This window comes from Psychrobacter glacincola (assembly GCF_904846075.1).
In the GTDB taxonomy this organism is placed as follows: domain Bacteria; phylum Pseudomonadota; class Gammaproteobacteria; order Pseudomonadales; family Moraxellaceae; genus Psychrobacter; species Psychrobacter glacincola_C.
The window spans coordinates 433,281-452,229 of sequence record NZ_CAJGZH010000001.1 but is presented as its reverse complement, the minus strand read 5'-3'; the positions used below and the strand labels follow the sequence as shown (position 1 = coordinate 452,229).

15 protein-coding genes are annotated in these 18,949 nt (G+C 43.1%); 6 read left to right on the top strand and 9 right to left on the bottom strand.

What is annotated here, in order from left to right:
• The first annotated feature begins 69 nt into the window (after positions 1-69).
• The 4 genes from tdh (at position 70) to JMW85_RS01970 (ending at position 4,110) form a co-directional block, all read left to right on the top strand.
• Entirely contained in the window at positions 70-1,095 is a 1,026-nt protein-coding gene (gene tdh, locus JMW85_RS01985) for an L-threonine 3-dehydrogenase (RefSeq protein WP_201580798.1), read from the top strand.
• Positions 1,096-1,454: 359 nt separating this feature from the next.
• Positions 1,455-2,870, top strand: coding sequence for a hypothetical protein (locus JMW85_RS01980; protein WP_201580797.1), 1,416 nt, complete (start codon positions 1,455-1,457; stop codon positions 2,868-2,870).
• Positions 2,871-3,119: 249 nt separating this feature from the next.
• The gene (locus JMW85_RS01975; RefSeq protein WP_201580796.1) at positions 3,120-3,524 is read left to right on the top strand and encodes a hypothetical protein; all 405 of its coding nucleotides are present in this window, start codon (positions 3,120-3,122) and stop codon (positions 3,522-3,524) included.
• 184 nt (positions 3,525-3,708) lie between these two features.
• Positions 3,709-4,110, top strand: a complete 402-nt coding sequence (locus tag JMW85_RS01970; RefSeq protein WP_201580795.1) for a hypothetical protein — start codon at positions 3,709-3,711, stop codon at positions 4,108-4,110.
• 134 nt (positions 4,111-4,244) lie between these two features.
• Here JMW85_RS01970 and JMW85_RS01965 read toward each other — a convergent pair whose 3' ends face one another.
• Together JMW85_RS01965 and purL are read right to left on the bottom strand one after the other, a co-directional pair.
• Positions 4,245-4,394: a hypothetical protein gene (locus JMW85_RS01965; protein WP_201580794.1), complete on the bottom strand. Its 150-nt coding sequence runs from the start codon at positions 4,392-4,394 to the stop codon at positions 4,245-4,247.
• A 146-nt stretch (positions 4,395-4,540) separates the two neighbouring features.
• On the bottom strand, positions 4,541-8,539 hold the full coding sequence (gene purL / locus JMW85_RS01960) for a phosphoribosylformylglycinamidine synthase (RefSeq protein WP_201580793.1): 3,999 nt from the start codon (positions 8,537-8,539) through the stop codon (positions 4,541-4,543).
• A gap of 465 nt (positions 8,540-9,004) precedes the next feature.
• On the opposite strand from purL, the gene JMW85_RS01955 reads away from it, so the two are divergent.
• Positions 9,005-9,499 carry a pyridoxamine 5'-phosphate oxidase family protein gene (locus JMW85_RS01955; protein WP_193009253.1) on the top strand — a complete coding sequence of 165 codons (495 nt, stop codon included), beginning with the start codon at positions 9,005-9,007 and terminating at the stop codon, positions 9,497-9,499.
• A gap of 97 nt (positions 9,500-9,596) precedes the next feature.
• Here the strand turns inward: JMW85_RS01955 and JMW85_RS01950 are convergent, their stop codons facing one another.
• From JMW85_RS01950 to acs, 7 genes are all read right to left on the bottom strand, one after another.
• Positions 9,597-10,370, bottom strand: coding sequence for a hypothetical protein (locus JMW85_RS01950; protein ID WP_201580792.1), 774 nt, complete (start codon positions 10,368-10,370; stop codon positions 9,597-9,599).
• A gap of 485 nt (positions 10,371-10,855) precedes the next feature.
• Positions 10,856-11,527, bottom strand: coding sequence for a CDP-diacylglycerol--glycerol-3-phosphate 3-phosphatidyltransferase (gene pgsA / locus JMW85_RS01945; protein ID WP_201580791.1), 672 nt, complete (start codon positions 11,525-11,527; stop codon positions 10,856-10,858).
• A gap of 788 nt (positions 11,528-12,315) precedes the next feature.
• Complete coding sequence (locus JMW85_RS01940; protein WP_227675952.1) at positions 12,316-12,552, bottom strand: hypothetical protein; 237 nt, start codon at positions 12,550-12,552, stop codon at positions 12,316-12,318.
• A 132-nt stretch (positions 12,553-12,684) separates the two neighbouring features.
• Positions 12,685-12,936: a hypothetical protein gene (locus JMW85_RS01935; RefSeq protein WP_201580790.1), complete on the bottom strand. Its 252-nt coding sequence runs from the start codon at positions 12,934-12,936 to the stop codon at positions 12,685-12,687.
• Positions 12,937-13,069: 133 nt separating this feature from the next.
• Positions 13,070-13,498, bottom strand: coding sequence for an MgtC/SapB family protein (locus tag JMW85_RS01930; protein WP_055123559.1), 429 nt, complete (start codon positions 13,496-13,498; stop codon positions 13,070-13,072).
• A 79-nt stretch (positions 13,499-13,577) separates the two neighbouring features.
• The gene (locus JMW85_RS01925) at positions 13,578-14,756 is read right to left on the bottom strand and encodes an NAD(P)/FAD-dependent oxidoreductase (protein WP_201580789.1); all 1,179 of its coding nucleotides are present in this window, start codon (positions 14,754-14,756) and stop codon (positions 13,578-13,580) included.
• A gap of 243 nt (positions 14,757-14,999) precedes the next feature.
• Positions 15,000-16,961 carry an acetate--CoA ligase gene (gene acs, locus JMW85_RS01920; protein ID WP_201580788.1) on the bottom strand — a complete coding sequence of 654 codons (1,962 nt, stop codon included), beginning with the start codon at positions 16,959-16,961 and terminating at the stop codon, positions 15,000-15,002.
• A 511-nt stretch (positions 16,962-17,472) separates the two neighbouring features.
• Here acs and JMW85_RS01915 point away from each other — a divergent pair.
• Positions 17,473-18,789, top strand: coding sequence for a BaiN/RdsA family NAD(P)/FAD-dependent oxidoreductase (locus JMW85_RS01915; RefSeq protein ID WP_201580787.1), 1,317 nt, complete (start codon positions 17,473-17,475; stop codon positions 18,787-18,789).
• The last annotated feature ends 160 nt before the right edge of the window (positions 18,790-18,949 follow it).

Genomic DNA, 18,949 nt, shown 5'->3' with positions numbered 1-18,949 from the left:
CGGTATTTGTTCGATATTCACTCGCTAGATTCAACCATTAAGCACAACACCGTTAAATAAGAGAAAAGTATGAAAGCACTGGTTAAAGCCCATGCCAAAAAAGGCATCTGGATGCAAGACATGCCAGAACCTACAGTCGGCATCAATGACGTTAAAATAAAAATTAAAAAGACCGCCATTTGTGGGACAGATTTGCACATTTACAAGTGGGATGAGTGGTCACAAAACACCATCAAGACGCCGATGATTATCGGGCATGAATACGTCGGTATCATTAGTGAAATAGGCGAGGGTGTGAAGCATCTTGAAGTGGGCGACCGAGTCACTGGCGAAGGACATATCGCTTGCGGGCATTGCCGTAACTGCCGTCGTGGCAAGCTGCATGTGTGCGAAAACACCATCGGCGTGGGCGTCGACCGCGATGGCGCGTTTGCCGAATATTTAGTGATACCTGCCGATAATGTCATCAAGCTCGATGAGCGTATCAGCGATGAAATGGCCGCCATTATGGACCCCTTTGGCAATGCCACTCACACCGCTTTATCATTTCCTGTCCTTGGTGAAGATGTACTGGTTACGGGTGCGGGGCTGATTGGTTCAATGGCAACGGCGATTTGCCGCTTCGCAGGGGCGCGTAATATTGTGGTCAGTGATATCAGCGATTATCGCTTAGAACTTGCCAAAAAAATGGGCGCGACGATGACCATCAACCCAGCCAAGGGTGAAACCATCGAAGGTGCTATTGCTGAGTTAAAAATGCACGGCTTTGATATTGGGCTTGAGATGTCAGGCTCGCCTCAGGCCTTTGATTCGATGATTAGCAATATGTATAACGGCTCTAAAATTGCGCTCTTGGGTATTTTGCCTAACACCACCACGGTGGATTGGAGCAAGATTATCTTTAAAGCGTTAACCCTAAAAGGTATTTATGGCCGCGAGATGTGGGAGACGTGGTATCAGATGGAGCAAATGCTGATTAGCGGTATTGATCTGTCGCCCATCGTTACCCATCGCATGCACATTGATGACTTTCAAGAAGGCTTTGATATCATGGAAAGTGGGCAATGCGGTAAAGTGATTTTAAGCTGGGATTAATTTTGGCGATTTAGCATCTGAGAAGTCGTGGTTAGTTTTTATATCATAACGACTTATAAAACGGCACTGATTTCAGTGCCTTTTTTTGTGGACGTTGGAAAGTAATAAGAGAGATAAACGATAAATAATTTTGAGCAAGACGATCTATAGAGGTATCTAGAAAAGAAAGATAAACTACTGCCTGCATTTGATGCTTGTATGCTAAAGTAAAGTGAAAAAGCGTGTGAGTTGATGGCTATGGCTCGGATACAGGCTAACGAATAATTTATCACTTTTATATATTGATAAAGTTACTTTGATTTACTCTCATTTTTTTAAATAACAAAATTCGTTGTACTTAAAATATAGGAGCTTTTTATATGGACGAACTAAATATCAAGAACACCAATACTACTGAAAAAACTGTAGAGGATAAAGAAGTAACATCTAAGGAAGAAATATATGGGATTGGAGAAGTAATTGATATTTTCTTACATAGAATTATGGATATTCAGGAATGTGCATCAGAATATATCCCTGAAGCTGCTCAAAAATATAATGAAAAAGCAGATGAACTACTTCATGAATATGAAAATATAATAAGTACTTTAGAGACAGTAGATAGTAAAGAAAACAAGGTAGTATCTGAGAAAGCTCTAAGAAAAGCTTTTAGAAAAATTAAAAGGCATATGGGATCATCTCCAGTTGAAACGCTAGAAAAAAGCTTGTTTGTTAGCCTTTTTTCATCATTTGATAAATTTATCGGTGATTTAATTGAAGTTTTATTTAATAAACAACCAAATTTATATAAAAAATTAAACAAGGAAACAAAGATAACTGACGCTCTTGAATATGATTCTATTGAAGATCTCCGAAAATCTTTTTTATATAAAGAAATTGAGTCAATAAGAAGAAAGAGTTATCAAGACCAATTCAAAAGTCTTGAAAATCAATTTAAAATTACGCTTACAGAGTTTGAACAGTGGCCTTCTTTTATCGAAAAATCTCAAAGAAGAAACTTATTCACACATTGTGATGGTGTTGTAAGTAAGCAGTATATAGATATATGTAAAGGAGTTGGTTACAAGTTTGAAGTAGAAAGAAATACAGGTGAACAACTTGAGGTAGGCCCTGATTATTTATTTCACTCTTGTATGACTGTTGCTCAAGTAGGCATTATGCTTGGACAGACTCTCTGGCGAAAAGTAGTTAACGAAGAGATAGAGGAAGCAGACAGACATCTTAACGAGAAAATTTTCGATTTTCTACATGAAGAAGAGTGGACGAACGCAATTATAATTGCTACCTTTGCACAGAACCTACGTAATAATTCAACAGAATCAACGGAAAGAATTTTCTTAATTAACCATGCTATTGCTCTCAATGCGATTGATAAGAAAAAAGAGGCTAAAGATCTACTCAATACAAAAGACTGGTCTGCGACACTTCTTGACTTTAAACTTGCTTACGCTGTAATAAATTATGATTATGATGAAGCGCAAAAAATTATGATTAAAATAGGAAAACAAGGAGAATTAGTTAGCGAGCTTCCATATCATGATTGGCCTTTATTTCGTGAGTTTAGAGAAACAGATCAGTTTCTTAGTGGATATGAAGAAGTATATGAATATCCCTATCTATCTAAAGTACAGAAAATAGCAGAGGCAAATAAAAACAAGGTTGAGTTTCTTCATGAAGAAATTTTAATAGAAGATTATATAGTTGAGTCAGACTTTTCTACTATGCAATGGATTCCAAATACTAGCAAAAAATTAACGCCTTCGATTATAATTTAAATTCTTTCATCCTTATATTTCATATTAGCTAAGATCTTCGAAAAGTAGACTGAACTTCACTATTTCAAGACCCCAAAACACAAAAAAGGTGAGTTTTTCGCTCACCTTTTTTATTTGTAGAACACTATTTTAAGCTAACTTAGTTGATCTTAACGAAGCAACTTAAGACGTCAAAAAACTTTATATATCACTCAGCTCATTTTGTCTAAAGTGTATTTTTTAGATATCAAACCAGTACAAGGAAAAAACATGCAGATCGAATGTCCTGCCTGTAAAGAGATTAATCAAATAGAGTATGAAAATAACATAGCATGTGCGAGTTGTAACAAAACACTAGAGGGATATTTTTATAAACATTTTAAAAAGCCAATTATATTAACCTCGTTCGTTATCTCTTTATCTGCATTTGGAGGGTATGAAGTTGGAAAATTTATATCAGATGATCGATACCCAGTGGCAACAGAATATGAGTTAATCAATGCCTGCTCTTCTGGTCGACTCCATGCATTGTCTCGCAATTCTGTTAAAGAAAAGACTGCTCTGTGCATATGTGCATTAGAAAAAACAATGGATGATATCAGTCAAAGTGACATTGGAGGAAACGAGAAACAATTTGTTTCTCGTTTTAGGGAAAATATTGCTGCTTGCTACTAACTATTTGCCACGCGGTGAATTGTTACCACGACCACCACCAGAAGGTTTACCTGTAGTGCTTGGGCCGTTTGGTGGCGTGTTGCTTGCTGCTTGTACATTAGTAAATTTCAACATAATTATTACTCCTTTAAATTAAGTAGATGTCCTTGAGGACAAAACCATATTAACTAATGGAAAAAGACAAATGAGGACAACAAGCGAAAATAGGACAGAAAAAAGGGAAGAGAGCAAGCAATTAATCTCAGAGATTAAGAGAGTTTGCGAACGACTTAGTTGGTCTCAAAAAGAACTTGCTGAAAAAATTTATTTAGAATTAAATGATGATGATAATGAAAAGAATATCGAAGCTTTTTACTTTGCTTTCGTGAAGCAGTTACAACGTGCTACAACACACCCAGAGCGACTCAAAGAATACCTTTCAATCATGTCAAATCTGCCTGAATTTAAAAAAAGCAACTTAGTCCTAAATAAATACACTCCTCTTGATCATTTGAGTGATTTTATCCAATACGAAATGCTCAGAATTTCAAAAGACTTAGATAAAAAATTTCATGCTATAGAAATAGCAAAAGATTCGGAAAAATAACCCGTATTAGTCTGGTGGTAATACAATAAAACCTTCTATAACATTACAGTACGTAAGGTTCGCCTAGCGCACCGATAAGACTAACGTTAAGGTTAAAACTAATTTATCACAAAGCGGTTATTCGGAGGCGCTGTTTAGCCCCGACTGTAGCGGTATCCTGCTGGTTTGGGCGAGTTGCGATGGCTAGGTGTTGGGGTGGCGACGCAAAGCAAGCGACGACCCAAACCGTAGCCAGCGCCGCGCCCAGACTGGCAGATACAAGTGGAAGGCGGGAAATAGCTCACTTAAAAACGTTGGGTGTCGCAAGCTCCACACCAACCTACTCCGCATCACTTGATATCAAAGTTAAGTCAATATTTAAAACACCCAAACACAAAAAAGGTGAGCCTAAGCCCACCTTTTTTATTATCTAAGATTAATTCAAATTTTCCTAGCGCAACCAAGCACGAGCGTTACGGAACATACGCATCCACGCGCCGTCTTCGTCCCACTCTTCTGGTTTCCAGCTGTGGTTATAGGCTTTTAGGTTACGCTCAGGATGCGGCATCATGATAGTGACGCGACCATCAGTGCTACACAGACCCGTGACACCGCCGACAGAACCGTTTGGATTGAGCGGATACGTCTCAGTTGGATGACCTTGGCTATCGACATAACGCATCGCAAGCTGACCGTGTTTTGCCATACCGTCGATTTCGTTGTTGTCTAGCGTGGCATAGCCTTCACCATGCGCCACAGCGATTGGCAAGATACTGTCTTGCATGCCTTTAAACAGGATAGACTTGGTACGCTCGACTTTTACGTTGACCGTACGCGCTTCAAAACGAGCCGATTGGTTGGCGATAAAGCGTGGGAAGTTATCTGCACCTGGGATGAGGTCTTTTAACTGAGCCATCATCTGACAACCGTTACAGACACCTAGTGAGAAGGTATCAGGACGGGCAAAGAAGCGGACAAACTGCATACGTAACTCGTCATGGAACAAGATAGAGTTTGCCCAACCAGAGCCTGCGCCCAGTACATCACCATAACTAAAGCCACCACAAGCGACCAGACCGTCGAAGTCACGTAGATTGATACGACCATTCAGTAGATCGCTCATGTGTACATCGACCGCTTCAAAGCCAGCTTGCGTGAAGCCTGCTGCCATCTCTGTCTGCCCGTTGACGCCTTGCTCGCGCAAGATAGCGACTCTTGGTTTGCTTTCACGACTGGCTAAATATGGTTCTTCAACTTTCTGATTTAGATCAAAATTCGGCGCAGCGATTAGACCTTGATGGCTCGCATCAGCGATTAAGTCATACTCTTGCTGTACGCACGCAGGATTGTCACGGCGACGAGCGATTTGATAGCTAACCTGAGTCCACGCTTGCTGCAATTCAATACGGCTAAAGCGTAGGGTTTCATCACCCATGAGCGTTGGCGTTTGGATAAGCAGGCTGTCTTCTTCTGAGCTTTGACCCACGAGGCTCAGCATATCAGCAACGTTAAACTCTTCTGCCAATTGCATGAGAGCCGCGACGTTTTCTGGCAATACTTGGATGACTGCACCCAGCTCTTCACTGAACAGCTGACCGAGTAAGTTATCATCGGTCAATGACAGCTTGATACCTTGACGGCTGGTGAACTGCATCTCAGCGATGGTCGCTAGTAGACCACCATCACCGATATCGTGATAAGCGCTGATGACGCCTTGAGCATTGCCCGCTTGGACAAAGTTAAAGAAGTCGACCAAATCGCTTGGCTGTGTCAAATCTGGGCAATCGTTACCCAATTGGCTCAGCGTTTGCGCAAGGATTGAACCGCCTAGACGTAGCTTGCCTTTAGACAAATCAATACGGTAGAACGCGCTGTCGCCATTGATTAGCTCAGGCGTTAGCGTCTTTGCCACGTCAACCACAGGAGCAAAGGCAGTAATCACCAAGCTCATTGGTGATACGACTGATTTATCCGTCTCACCTGCTTCACTGCTGTCAGTCCAATTGGCACGCATCGATAGCGAGTCTTTACCAACTGGAATCGCGATACCCAATGCTGGGCATAGCTCTTCGCCGACTGTATATACAGCGTCAAACAATGCTGCATCTTCTGCATCATCACCACAGGCAGCCATCCAGTTCGCTGACATCGTAATATCAGACAAATGAGCAATGCGCGCACCCGCGATGTTAGTAATCGCCTCGCCAATTGCAAGGCGTGCTGACGCTTGTGGGCTGATGAGAGCAACTGGTGTACGCTCACCGATACTCATCGCTTCGCCGCTCATCACCTGACCATCGAGCGCAATTAAGCCTGACGCTGTCACAGCACAATCCGATACTGGCACTTGATAGCGACCCACATACTGATCACGCACGACCATACCGGTGATAGAACGGTCACCAATGCTGATCAAGAATGATTTGCTAGCGACCGTTGGGTGACGCAAGACGTCTTTGATAGACTCGGCTAAATTAACATCGCCAAGCTCTAATGCTGGCAAGCTAGTCTCTTGACGCTCAAAGCTACGCTTCATCTTCGGCGTGCCACCGAGCAATACTTGCATCGGCATATCAACTGGCTGCTCATCCAATAACGTATCGTCAACGACCAGCTGACGGACATCCGTGGCTGTTCCCAAGATAGCATACGGGCAACGCTCACGCGCGCAGATGGCATCGAATTGGGCTTCGCTTTCTGGGTGAATCGCAAGGACATAACGCTCTTGCGCTTCGTTTGACCAAATGGCCATTGGTGACATGCCAGCTTCTAATGATGGAACTTTACGCAGATTTAGTACCGCGCCCATCTCGTGGTCATTGACCAACTCTGGCATCGCATTAGAGATACCACCAGCGCCCACATCATGCAATGACACGATAGGGTTGCCGTCTTTACCATTATTACTCGCATCGACATCATTACCTGCTAGTGCCCAGCAGCGATCCATCACTTCTTGGCAACGACGCTCCATTTCAGCATTGTCACGCTGAACTGAGGCAAAATCCAAGCCTTCATCAAGGTCACCACTATCAACCGAAGAGGCTGCACCGCCACCAAGACCGATTTGCATCGCAGGACCACCAAGGACGATAAGCAGGTCACCTTGTTGAATGGCGTTTTTTTCAATCAAGTTGCGTTTGATATTGCCGTAACCACCTGCCAGCATGATTGGCTTATGATAGCCGCGCATCTCGCTGCCGTCTTTTGCCGCTGACGTATCAAGCTGAAAACTACGGAAATAACCGCATAGATTAGGACGACCAAATTCGTTTGAGAAGTTGGCTGAACCGAGTGGTGCTTCAGTCATAATCTCAAGGCTGGTTGCCATACGATCTGGCGTACCATAATCCTGCGTACTCAACTGACCTGACTGCTCCCACTTCTCAGCAAGCTCTGGAATATGCAAATGTGATACATGAAAACCAGTTAGCCCTGCTTTTGGCTTACCGCCGCGACCAGTTGCGCCTTCATCACGAATCTCACCACCAGCACCAGTCGCTGCACCAGAATAAGGGGCAATCGCTGTTGGATGGTTATGGGTTTCGACTTTCATTAAAATGTCGATTTCTTCTTGATGAAAGCCATAAGGATGAATTGAATTGGCATCCATCGCGTCAGTCGGAATAGGATAAAAACGCATACCCTCAGACCCTGCCATCACTGCGGCATTGTCTTTATACGCTGACAAGATACCTTGTGGATTGGCTTTATAAGTGTTCTTAATCATTTGGAACAATGACTTTGGCTGTACTTCGCCATCAACCGTCCACTCAGCGTTAAAAATCTTATGACGGCAATGCTCTGAGTTTGCTTGGGCAAACATCATTAGCTCAACGTCCGTTGGATTACGCTTTAGCTCATTGACATACGCATTCATCAAATAATCAATATCTTCGACAGATAGCGCAAAGCCGAACTGGGTGTTGGCTAATTCTAGTGCCGTACGACCTTGTCCGATGACATCGATATGATTCAGTGATGCTGGCGCTTGATCGTCGAACAATTTACTGACATCGCTCAAGTCATAGACCAGGCTCTGCGTCATACGGTCAAACAACACCTGCTCAGCGGCAGTAGACAGCTTTTCACTGATCTTGCTATCGATGGTCAGCGTATAGACAACGACACGCTCGACGCGATTGATCGCAATTTCACAGTTATTAAAAATATCAGTCGCTTTACTTGCCCATGGCGAAATCGTGCCAAAACGTGGACCTACGATGACTTGTAATTGATTGCTTTTTGGGGCTTCAAGGACAGTGCTACTATCGACAGCAAGTAAGTCTAGCGCTTTTTTATGCTCATCACCTTCTAGTTCTCGTGATAACACATACACTTGCTGGGTATGGATTTGGCTGACATTTAGCTCGGTTTTTTGCTGGAACTGACTGATGAGTTGCTGCGTCTGAAAATCGGTAAGAAACGGTTGTCCGGCGATGGTCATCATAAAGGCATAATCCGTAAGATCAAGGCATCTCTGCCATGCAAAGTAAATGGTCTGGGTATTATAACAAGAAGCCCTGTAATAAGCAGGTCAAAACCAAGATAAATTGCTGATGCTTGCTATTCAATAATAGTGGAATCTTCGCCATCGTTGAAACCCTTGTTACTTTTAAAACAGGCTACTTTCACAACAGAAACTTAACAGCGATGTCGTCGCAATTTTTACCTAAAGCTTATAGTCCTTACAAACCCTCACATCGCCTTACGGGCAACCTATATAAACACAAGGTCACAACTAGGTATTCTAGTTTCAGTTGTTAAGGCGACGATCGTTTTTCTCAATTCATCTGGTTTTCGATACTTGGAAAACGCTTAATTTGAAAAACGCTTAGCCTGAATAAAAACTACTATAACCAATCAACTATTTAATCACTACGACTTAATCAAAATAAAGAAAGGGAAATTTACTATGAGTAGACAAGACCACATCAATAAAGTGCAAGAATTGGTAAAAGACATTAAGTTTGCCATGATGACAACTCGTACCCACGAAGGCCATCTGCATGCCTGCCCAATGACAACGAGCGAGACGAGCATCGGTGCAAAAGAGATTTGGTTCATCGGTGACAAGAGTACCGAAACCGTGAGTGACATTGAGAAAGACCCGCAAGTAAACTTGGCTTATGTCAGTCAAGATGCCAAAAATTATGTCTCAATCAATGGTAAAGCGGAACTGGTCGAAGACCAAGAGAAATTAGACGAGCTATGGTCGCCGATCTACAATGCTTTTTATGAGCAAGGTAAAGAAGATCCAAATGTACAGCTGATTAAAGTCGTACCACACGGTGCTGAATATTGGCTCAGTGGTAGCTCGGTCGTCAATATGTTTAAGATGACTACTGCTGCTGTGATGGATGGTAAGAAAGCAACTAACCTAGGTGAAAACAACTCAGTGACGTTATAAGTTATCTAAACTAAACCAGAAATAGCAAAATTAAAAACGCCAGTGGCTAATGCGACTGGCGTTTCTTTATGCGTTATCTATTATCTATTGATAGGCATTACTGTGGTGGTTTCGCATAACCATTGTCCGCAGGGTAAGCTTGCGGCTGTTGAGGCTTCGGCTTAGATGGATCATATAGGCCATAAACTGCTGTACCTATTACACCTGTATTATTGATAGAGCCTGAGCTGGTATTAGCGGCATAAGCACTCTCTGGCTTGCTAAATATAAACGAAGCTACTGAGCTTTGGCTCTTACGGAAACCTTCAATCACCAAATTATCATGTGGATTTAGCACATATCCACTGTCATAGCGACTGGCAGCGCTACCATTGAGGACATTGATTCCATCGACACTAGCGACGATTTCATAAGTGTTGTCGCTGTTATTATGATACACCAAACGATAGGCCTGACCCGCTTGACCTTGGACGTAATAATTGCCCGAGTCTCGATAAAGTGATAGCGCGCCCGTATCTGTTTCCATCGAAAAATCAACCTTGCCCGCCAGTAGCGACATGCTATTTACCGCACGTCCATCATAGGCTTTGTCTGCATAACGAACCTGTATCTGCTCGATCGGATCACTACTCGTACGGCGCAGATCAACAGTCGTCACTTCAGAGTTGACATCATCGCCCCACTTTGTGCCCAAACGCTCCGATTCTGCCGCGTCCTGAGTGGAGCGTTCTGCAGTAGCGTCTGTTTGGATAGATTTTTCTCGCTGAATGGTTGAGGTGGACTCTTCTTGCATGTTTGAGCCAGAAGAACACCCCGTTAATAGTGCCAACAATAATACGGCAGCGCCCGACTGTGTCTGATGTAATGTCATGCTTGTTTCCTTATTTAAATGCCGTTTCATGATAGCTGGATCAATTTTCTTGTATTTTGTTCAGGGTCTGTTGAACATTCAAATGTGGTGCTGGCAGTCATTATTTTTTAGACAATATGCAGTGAAATTTTTGATGCCTAGTCATTCTAGGTTAAACAATTTCGCCATATATTGGCAAAAAAGAGTATTGCCCTGAAAGGCTGATGCTAAAATTACCCCAAACGTTGTTGCAAGCCTAGCTAAGGTCTCGACATTATCGTCGGTTTGCGCCTAGTTTGGTGCAATTTTAGCAATCAGCAGCCCTAATATTTGAATGTTCAACAGACCCTAATAATTTCGAGTATATATCAACCATACAAACAATGTCTAAGACAAATAGGCAACATCAGCCGTATTTCAAACAGACCATAAAAAACGCCAGCGGCTAATGCGACTGGCGTTTTTTGTTGTCTATGTTGTTTGTTGATCATATCTGCGTTATATATTTACCCGCTTCGCTTTAGGTAAGGCCAAGCCGCTTTAAGATAAATCATCATCGACCATAGTGTCAAAATAACAGCAGCAACCATCAGCACATAACCGATCGTTTCGAGCGACTCCCAGTTTAATAAAAGTACCGTAATAGCCACCATTTGAAACGTCGTTTTTAGCTTGCCGACATACGACACCGCCACACTGGTACTTTTGCCCAACTCTGCCATCCATTCACGTAGCGCTGACACCGCAATTTCACGCGAGATAATCACAATCGCGGCGATTGCCATAATAATATTGGGATGCCATTGCACCAAGATAATAAGCGCCGCCGCCACCATTAACTTATCAGCGACAGGGTCTAAAAAACGACCGAAGGCTGACATAACATTAAGCTTACGGGCAAAATATCCATCAAGCCAATCAGTAATCGCTGCAATAATAAAAACGCTAGTCAAAAGTAAATGGCGTAACAAGCTATCACTAAATTCGCTCATACCGACCCGCGCAATCACATTGTCTGATATGGCAGGCATGCCAATTCCCATAGCAGGTGGCCAATAAGCAATCGCGACAAATAGCGGAATCATTAAAATCCGCGCGATAGTAAGGTTATTAGGCAAGTTAAAAATACTCTTGGTATTTTGCGGCTCCTGCGTATGCAAATGCGTATTCTCAGTCATGGCAAACCCAGTTTTATATAGACATATTAATGGTAGATAGCTTAGCATTTTTCACGCAAGTCGTCATGCCATCTCTTTAGCTATTCAGTTATCGATATAGTCAGTTGAATTTAAAAATAGTCGGTTGAATTTAAAAGTAGTACAAGGCAATCGAGTGTAGATGTATCTTTAATACTTCAAGCGAGGTTAACGCAGTAATATTTTTATAGTGGAATGACTATTAAAATTAATCAATCTTTCATATATAACTACAAAACTTTGATACGTATTTATCAATATTAGATATGACACGACTAAAAGACTCATCTACTGGAGATGCAATACGACGTTAATTTTCTCTCTCATAAGCTCTAAACGTAATGTCATGTAACCAAAATAGCCAAACCGCTGTCAATTGCGCTATGATAGCGATTCTGATAAAAACACTTGTACACTTAAATATGTAAGTAAATATATGCAGTTATTGAATTAAGCACCACCACCCTAATATTAGTTAATATAGAAAAACTCATAATAACAATAAGTCACAACCACTGCCTCTGTAGTTCCTTTACACGATCAGTTTTCCTCGGCCCACAGTTCCTCCTCTGTGGGCTCTTTTTTGCCTGTAATTCATGCTTAGTTAAAGGTTCTTGTCATATACAAGTATGACTATCTGCAAAATCTGTATTGTTTGAGCAATAATCTAAAAAGCGGCATATTGCTTACAAGGAAAAACCCACCTTATGGTGGGTTTTTATAATACAAATAATGAATCGGCGATGGCTTAATAAGACAAAGAAAGGTATTTAGAGCTTTACATCACTCAGTGTCATCGCCGTTATTTTAATCGGCACAGCGAATAGCCACGCAGTACCAGCAGTACAATAGAATCTGTTGTTATGATAAGACACGATTTGGGCAGTAAAATCGTTCGAATCTTGATCACACATAGCTTCTTCATCACTATTATCATCTACCGCACACCATATCTCATGGCAGCCATGCTCAAGCATTACACGAGTCAGCTCACTTCCTCTAAGCACTATATTCACCTCTAACTTCGTACTATTTTGTATATTATGTTATACGAATATAACTGTTTATTAGCAATTTGGACAGCTTTATTTTCAATTAAAGTATTACAAATTAATATACAAACTTTCAGTTATAAGCGGCTATAGATTTATATCATCATAAAAAAGTTCTACTTTTTTTACTGGTATGGCGCATTGCCATTCAACGCCTTCTTTACAGGAGAATTTATCATTTTCAAAAGAAATAATGTGCCTTAGCGAATCATATTCAGCGCTATCGATACTAGCCATCGCCTGCTCGTCGCTCTCATTACTGACCGCGCATAAAACCTGCTTATCCCCTCGTGCGAGCATGGCACAAGTCAGCACACTACCTCTTAATCTGGTACTCATAAACTATCCTTTATTTTCAACAATTTATAGATTTCTTGCTATATCATATAGATATAGAGATACTATATAGTATTGATTTATAGTCTCTTTAGTATTTAAGTGTATATGCACGTTAACTCATCGCACCCATCGCTTAGTGTTTTTTAACTTTAAAGGGCTCTGAGAATTGCAAAATCAAAAAGCCAACGACCGATAATATAATGGCAATCTCATAACGACCGTAAGCCACCGAAATACCGATGGCGCCCGTATTCCATAAGCTCGCTGCCGTGGCAGTGCCCTTTGAGCCTTTTTCATTTTTAAAAATCGCCCCACCACCGATAAACCCCATACCTGTGATGATGGCATACATGATTCTCGCTTCACCAGTAGCATCATAAATATCCATACCAACCAACATAAACGCGCATGAAGCAATGGTTACCAGTGGAAACGTCCTTAACCCCGCGCCGTTGTCTTTCATCTCACGATTAAGGGCAATCGGTAATGACAATATAAAGGCGATGCCCAACTGGAAAAAATGATAGCCCATCAGCTCTAAATCTATATCGAATCCAAACATCGTTATCACCTTTTCACATTAAGAAAAAACCCTTAAAGTCCAGTTTCGGATAGCGCAGTCGCTAAGTAAACTTTCGCCATCATTTTGCTTTGTTGATTGCCTCAACCGTCTGTTGCGCCATTTGATAGCAACTTTCGATATTGCCTTGTCCGCACCAATCACCACTGACAATCCATTGATGAGACTCGTCTATTAAGATGCCTAATGCTTTTTTATCACTATCAGTGACAGTGGCGGCATAGCGCCAACGATGGCAATCTATTTGGCTAGGAGCATGGTCATCGTTCCAATTCAATGCCTGCTTGGCAGCTGTTAATAACTGCGTTTTGATCGTCTCCATATCGTCATCGACATGCTGCTCTGACCAGTCGTTGCGCGCATGAATAGTGACACTGGGTAGCAGGTCATCGCGAGCAGGTTTTTGATGCTCGATAAATATTTTATCGAGTATAAAGTGATTGAGATAAGCCACATCCCAGCGTGGCGCTGCTTGAGCGCTTAACATTTTTGGTAATGTATCAAAATTATCCCAGCCCAGCATCAGCGTATAACACGCCAGCATTGTTGGCTTAGAAATCTTGGCTTGCTCAGCAAAGCCGCTCTCTGCCATTAACTCTATGGTCTGACCGTTTGGCGCGGTACATATCACCCAGTCAAAGTGCCCTAGACTCACACCAGTCTCGTCAAATAGCTCAGTTTTTTTATCAACCTTTTCCGCTAGAGAATTATCATATTGAGCCAATGGCGCAACGCGGGTTTTAAATTTTATAGTGCTGTACTGCAACTCATCAGCCAGTGTACGCCCCCAACTGGTCATTTTTGGTGTACTGATATAGCGGGCTTGCGTGGTGTTCCATTGCTCTTTGATGTGAATATCAGGCGATTGAGTATCATTATTCGCTGGCGTGAGCTCAACCACGTTGGCGCACCATGGCTGTAGCAATCCCGTCTCTAACCAAGACGTAATAAATTGCTTAAAACTTGCCGTCTTGGCCGTAAAAAACTGCGCCCCAAATGCCCATTGCCAGTTTTTACCAGTGGGGCTATCAGTACGATATCGAGTGGCTAAACGCCCTACGCTACGTGACTTTTCAAAGACAGTAATTTGCGGTAAGGGTGTTTGCGCACTATCTTGTGCTATGTTTTGAGCAAAGGCGCGCTCTAATAATGTAGCGGTAAACAGCCCTGTCAAACCACCACCAATGATAGCGATTTTTGGTGATTGGGTAGCGACAGCTTGCAAAGATTGATTGGTCATAATGACAGCAGGCCTCATATAATGTTGGATAAAAAAGGGAGTGATAATAGTAGGAATGTTTTCGACAGTATGGTTATCGTTAGATAAGATGGTTATAGAAAGTATTGAACCTTTAAAGTTTGTTGATATCAATATCGTCTGCGTAAAAAAGCCATGCTAGTTTTCATAACATGACTTTTCTGAACGCTAATCGTCTATTTACTGAACGTGCTTTTAGCAATATCTAATTATCGATACTTTAGCCTACTCTCCTCGCGCAGCTTTAACTACCTCAACCAGCTGATTAATCACCGAGCTATCCGCAAGAGTAGACAAATCACCCAAACCTACATATTGCCCTGCCGCAAGGTTACGTAAAATACGGCGCATAATTTTGCCCGAGCGGGTTTTGGGTAACGCTTCAACGATATGAATAGCATCCAAATTGGCAATCGGACCAATCTCAGCGCGAACATGTCGATTCAGCTCAGCCTTTAGCGCTTCTGTCTCTTTTTCACCCGATTTCAAAATGATAAAGGCACAAACGCCCATGCCGCGAATCTCGTGCGGCATCCCGACAATGGCGGCCTCCGCTGTCGCAGGATGCGCGACCACGGCGCTCTCAATTTCTGCTGTTCCCAGGCGATGCCCTGCGACGTTAAGCACATCATCGACGCGACCCGTGATCCAGTAATGTCCATCTTCGTCACGCTGCGCCCCATCACCAGTGAAATAATAACCGGGATACTCACTAAAGTACGTCTGTAAAAAACGCTCATGGTCATTATAAATGGTACGCATTTGCCCCGGCCAACTGCTGTTAATTGCTAGGTTTCCTTCAGCAGAGCCTTCTAGCATAGTACCGTCACTATCAACAATCTCTGGTTTGATACCGTACAAAGGATTCATCGCTGCGCCCGGCTTGAGGGCGACCGTGCCTGGTATCGGTGCCATAAGGATGCCGCCTGTCTCAGTTTGCCACCAAGTATCTACAATCGGACACTTGCCACCGCCGACGATATGATAATACCAGTCCCATGCTTCGGGATTGATCGGCTCGCCGACTGTTCCGAGTAATCGCAAACTTGAACGATCAGACTCCCGCACAAAGACATCGCCCTCCTTCATCATCGCTCGAATCGCCGTCGGTGCAGTGTACAGAATGGTCACATCGTGCTTATCGATAATATGACCGATGCGTGCCCATGTGGGGTATTCTGGTACGCCCTCGAACATCACCGTCGTCGTACCATTGGCAAGCGGTGCATAGGTTGCATAGGTATGACCTGTGATCCAGCCTACGTCCGCAGTACACCAGTAGACGTCATCGTCTTTAATATCGAACACATCTCGAAAAGTAGAGAGAGCATAGGTGATATAGCCGCCCGTGGTATGCAGCACACCTTTAGGTTTGCCAGTAGAGCCAGAGGTATACAACAAAAATAGCGGGTCTTCAGCATTCATGACTTCTGGCTCGCAATGTTCTGACTCGCCATCGACCAAGTTATGATACCAAACATCGCGGCGACCACTCATCGGTACAGAATTACCCGTACGATGAACGACAATGACGTTGGTGACGCTGTCAGTGCCATCCATATCTAGTGCCCGATCGACATTGGCTTTAAGCGGCGTATGCTTATTACCACGTAAGCCTTCATCAGCCGTAATGATGATTTTTGAGCGACTGTCTATCAGGCGATTGCCCAAGCTCTCAGCAGAAAAGCCACCAAAGACCACGGAATGCACAGCGCCAATACGGGTACATGCCAGCATCGCTATCATTGCTTCAGGTATCATCGGCATATACAAGGTCACGCGATCGCCTTTTTTGACCCCAAGCTTACGCATGGAATTACCCAAGCGACAGACCGCTTGATGCAGCTCTTTAAAGGAGATGATTTTGTGCAGTGAAGGGTGATCGCCCTCCCAAATAATGGCAGGCTTGTAAGGATTTTTTTTGACATGTCGGTCTAGACAGTTAACAGAGATATTCAACTCGCCGTCCTCAAACCATTTTATGCGAAAATCATCCAAATCATAGTTAACGTCGCTGATTTTGGTCGGTTTTTTTATCCAATCGATCAGCTCGGCACGCTTCGCCCAAAAAGCATCATTAGCCTGAGGTGATTCGATAGATTTTTCGTAGTCTTCGCGGTATTGTTCAGCGGTAGTATTGGCAGCAGCGATAAATTCGGCCGCAATGGGGAATGATTTTTGAGTCATCGTATTTGTCCTTTTTAATTATTATGACCTGCACGCATAACGGTCGAAAACGACTGCCTGTACAGGTGATAAGGGTCATCTTCCATAATGTGTGACACTCACGGTTAGTTTGACAAATAAGCAGAACGGTTGCAAGGTATCAACAGCCATTCATAACAATATGCCTATACAGCGGCGGTATACTTGATCACCCATGATAAAATTTATTGACGAGGTGTGGTTTTGCATCTACTCGCTTTTACTATTGCTATTGATTAATTTAAAACATGTTTTGATTTTGGTATAAATAAAGACATCACCGTCCAGATATCAGATAACGATATGACATTTAATCCTTGTAACCTTGTATGAAATATGGACAATAGCTACACGCGAGATACGACGCCAAAATACACCCTTCACCAAACCCTCTTATTGACCTGCTGCTATGAAAATAAGCAATCGACTCTGTTGTTGATTCGATGACGGATTTGGTGGCTGGTTTTTAAACCTATTATTTTATGAGACGACCATGAGCAATCACCGCAATGCATCACAATACACCCACTATGATGTCATCATCATCGGCGCTGGCGCGTCAGGGCTATACTGTGCGCTCACAGCGGGTCACCGTGGTCGCCGCGTACTGGTATTAGACCATGCCAATAAAGCGGGCAAAAAAATCCTCATGTCAGGTGGCGGACGTTGCAACTTTACCAATTATTATGTGGAGCCTGAGCACTTTATCGGTGCCAATCAGCATTTCTGTAAATCCGCGCTTAGTCGTTACCCCAGCTGGGAGTTTATCGGTATGGTGGCAGCACATAACATCCCTTACCATGAGCGCGAACACGGTCAGCTATTTTGTGATGATTCAGCGCAAGATATTTTGACCATGCTCCTCGCGGAATGTACGGCAGCTGGCGTACAAGTAAAGCTAAATGCGCAGATTGACAGTGTACAAGCTATCGAAAATGACAAGAACGCCAAATTTGAATTACTGTCCAGCAAGCAGCTTAGCAAAAAAGAAAAGCAAGAGAGAAAAGAATCCGCCAATCAAACCAAACTGCCGCAAATAGGCTACCGCTGTGAGTCACTCGTGGTCGCTACTGGCGGACTGTCTATTCCAACGATGGGAGCCAGTGGTTTAGGATATGAATTGGCGCAGCAATTTGGGCACACGCTGATTGCAACCGATGCCAGCTTAGTGCCTTTTACCTTTACGGATAAAACGGGTGAGCTTATTCGATCTTTGGCTGGTATTAGTTTGCCAGTCATCGCTAGCAATGAGCGCATCTCTTTTAAATTGCCTATGTTGTTTACCCATCGCGGGCTCTCAGGCCCTGCTATGCTACAACTATCAAGCTATTGGCACACTGGCGAGACCATTAGTATCAACCTGCTGCCAAATATCGACATGACAGCGCTGCTCCTTGCGCACAAAAAATCGCACCCAAAGCAACTGATTCGGACGGTCGTCGCGGATTATACCGATAGTGGCGATGACAGTAATAAGCTACCAAAAAAGCTGCTTGCCGCGCTACAAACGCACCTTTGGGACGATATCAAAGACACCGAACTTGCCAATATTAAAGATGAGCGGCTGACGGAGCTTGGCGCGACTTTGAATGGCTGGCAGCTCAAACCCTCTGGTACAGAAGGCTATCGTACCGCTGAGGTGACCCGCGGCGGTGTAAAAACTGATGAAGTCTCCTCAAAGACCATGCAAAGTAACATGCAGGAGGGCTTATACTTTATCGGTGAAGTGCTGGATGTTACTGGTTGGCTTGGCGGCTATAACTTCCAATGGGCATGGGCCAGTGGCTTTGTCTGCGGTGAAGTGGTTTAACCTCATTTAATCATAAACAGTGCTTATCGGCAGTGCTTACAGATAGAACTTATAAACAGCACTTATAAACAGCATTTATAAACAGCGCCATGGCTAAATGCCCACCACGCTCTAATGAGATATCCCTATTTTTATTCTACTTAAGTTGCCTTTTATCTAC

What these genes read in the sequence shown, in the direction of transcription:
- tdh (WP_201580798.1), top strand. Translation starts at nt 70, where the DNA reads ATGAAAGCACTGGTTAAAGCCCATGCCAAAAAAGGCATCTGGATGCAA.
- JMW85_RS01980 (WP_201580797.1), top strand. Translation starts at nt 1,455, where the DNA reads ATGGACGAACTAAATATCAAGAACACCAATACTACTGAAAAAACTGTA.
- JMW85_RS01975 (WP_201580796.1), top strand. Translation starts at nt 3,120, where the DNA reads ATGCAGATCGAATGTCCTGCCTGTAAAGAGATTAATCAAATAGAGTAT.
- JMW85_RS01970 (WP_201580795.1), top strand. Translation starts at nt 3,709, where the DNA reads ATGAGGACAACAAGCGAAAATAGGACAGAAAAAAGGGAAGAGAGCAAG.
- purL (WP_201580793.1), bottom strand. Translation starts at nt 8,539, where the DNA reads ATGATGACCATCGCCGGACAACCGTTTCTTACCGATTTTCAGACGCAG.
- JMW85_RS01955 (WP_193009253.1), top strand. Translation starts at nt 9,005, where the DNA reads ATGAGTAGACAAGACCACATCAATAAAGTGCAAGAATTGGTAAAAGAC.
- JMW85_RS01950 (WP_201580792.1), bottom strand. Translation starts at nt 10,370, where the DNA reads ATGACATTACATCAGACACAGTCGGGCGCTGCCGTATTATTGTTGGCA.
- pgsA (WP_201580791.1), bottom strand. Translation starts at nt 11,527, where the DNA reads ATGACTGAGAATACGCATTTGCATACGCAGGAGCCGCAAAATACCAAG.
- JMW85_RS01935 (WP_201580790.1), bottom strand. Translation starts at nt 12,936, where the DNA reads ATGAGTACCAGATTAAGAGGTAGTGTGCTGACTTGTGCCATGCTCGCA.
- JMW85_RS01930 (WP_055123559.1), bottom strand. Translation starts at nt 13,498, where the DNA reads ATGTTTGGATTCGATATAGATTTAGAGCTGATGGGCTATCATTTTTTC.
- JMW85_RS01925 (WP_201580789.1), bottom strand. Translation starts at nt 14,756, where the DNA reads ATGACCAATCAATCTTTGCAAGCTGTCGCTACCCAATCACCAAAAATC.
- acs (WP_201580788.1), bottom strand. Translation starts at nt 16,961, where the DNA reads ATGACTCAAAAATCATTCCCCATTGCGGCCGAATTTATCGCTGCTGCC.
- JMW85_RS01915 (WP_201580787.1), top strand. Translation starts at nt 17,473, where the DNA reads ATGAGCAATCACCGCAATGCATCACAATACACCCACTATGATGTCATC.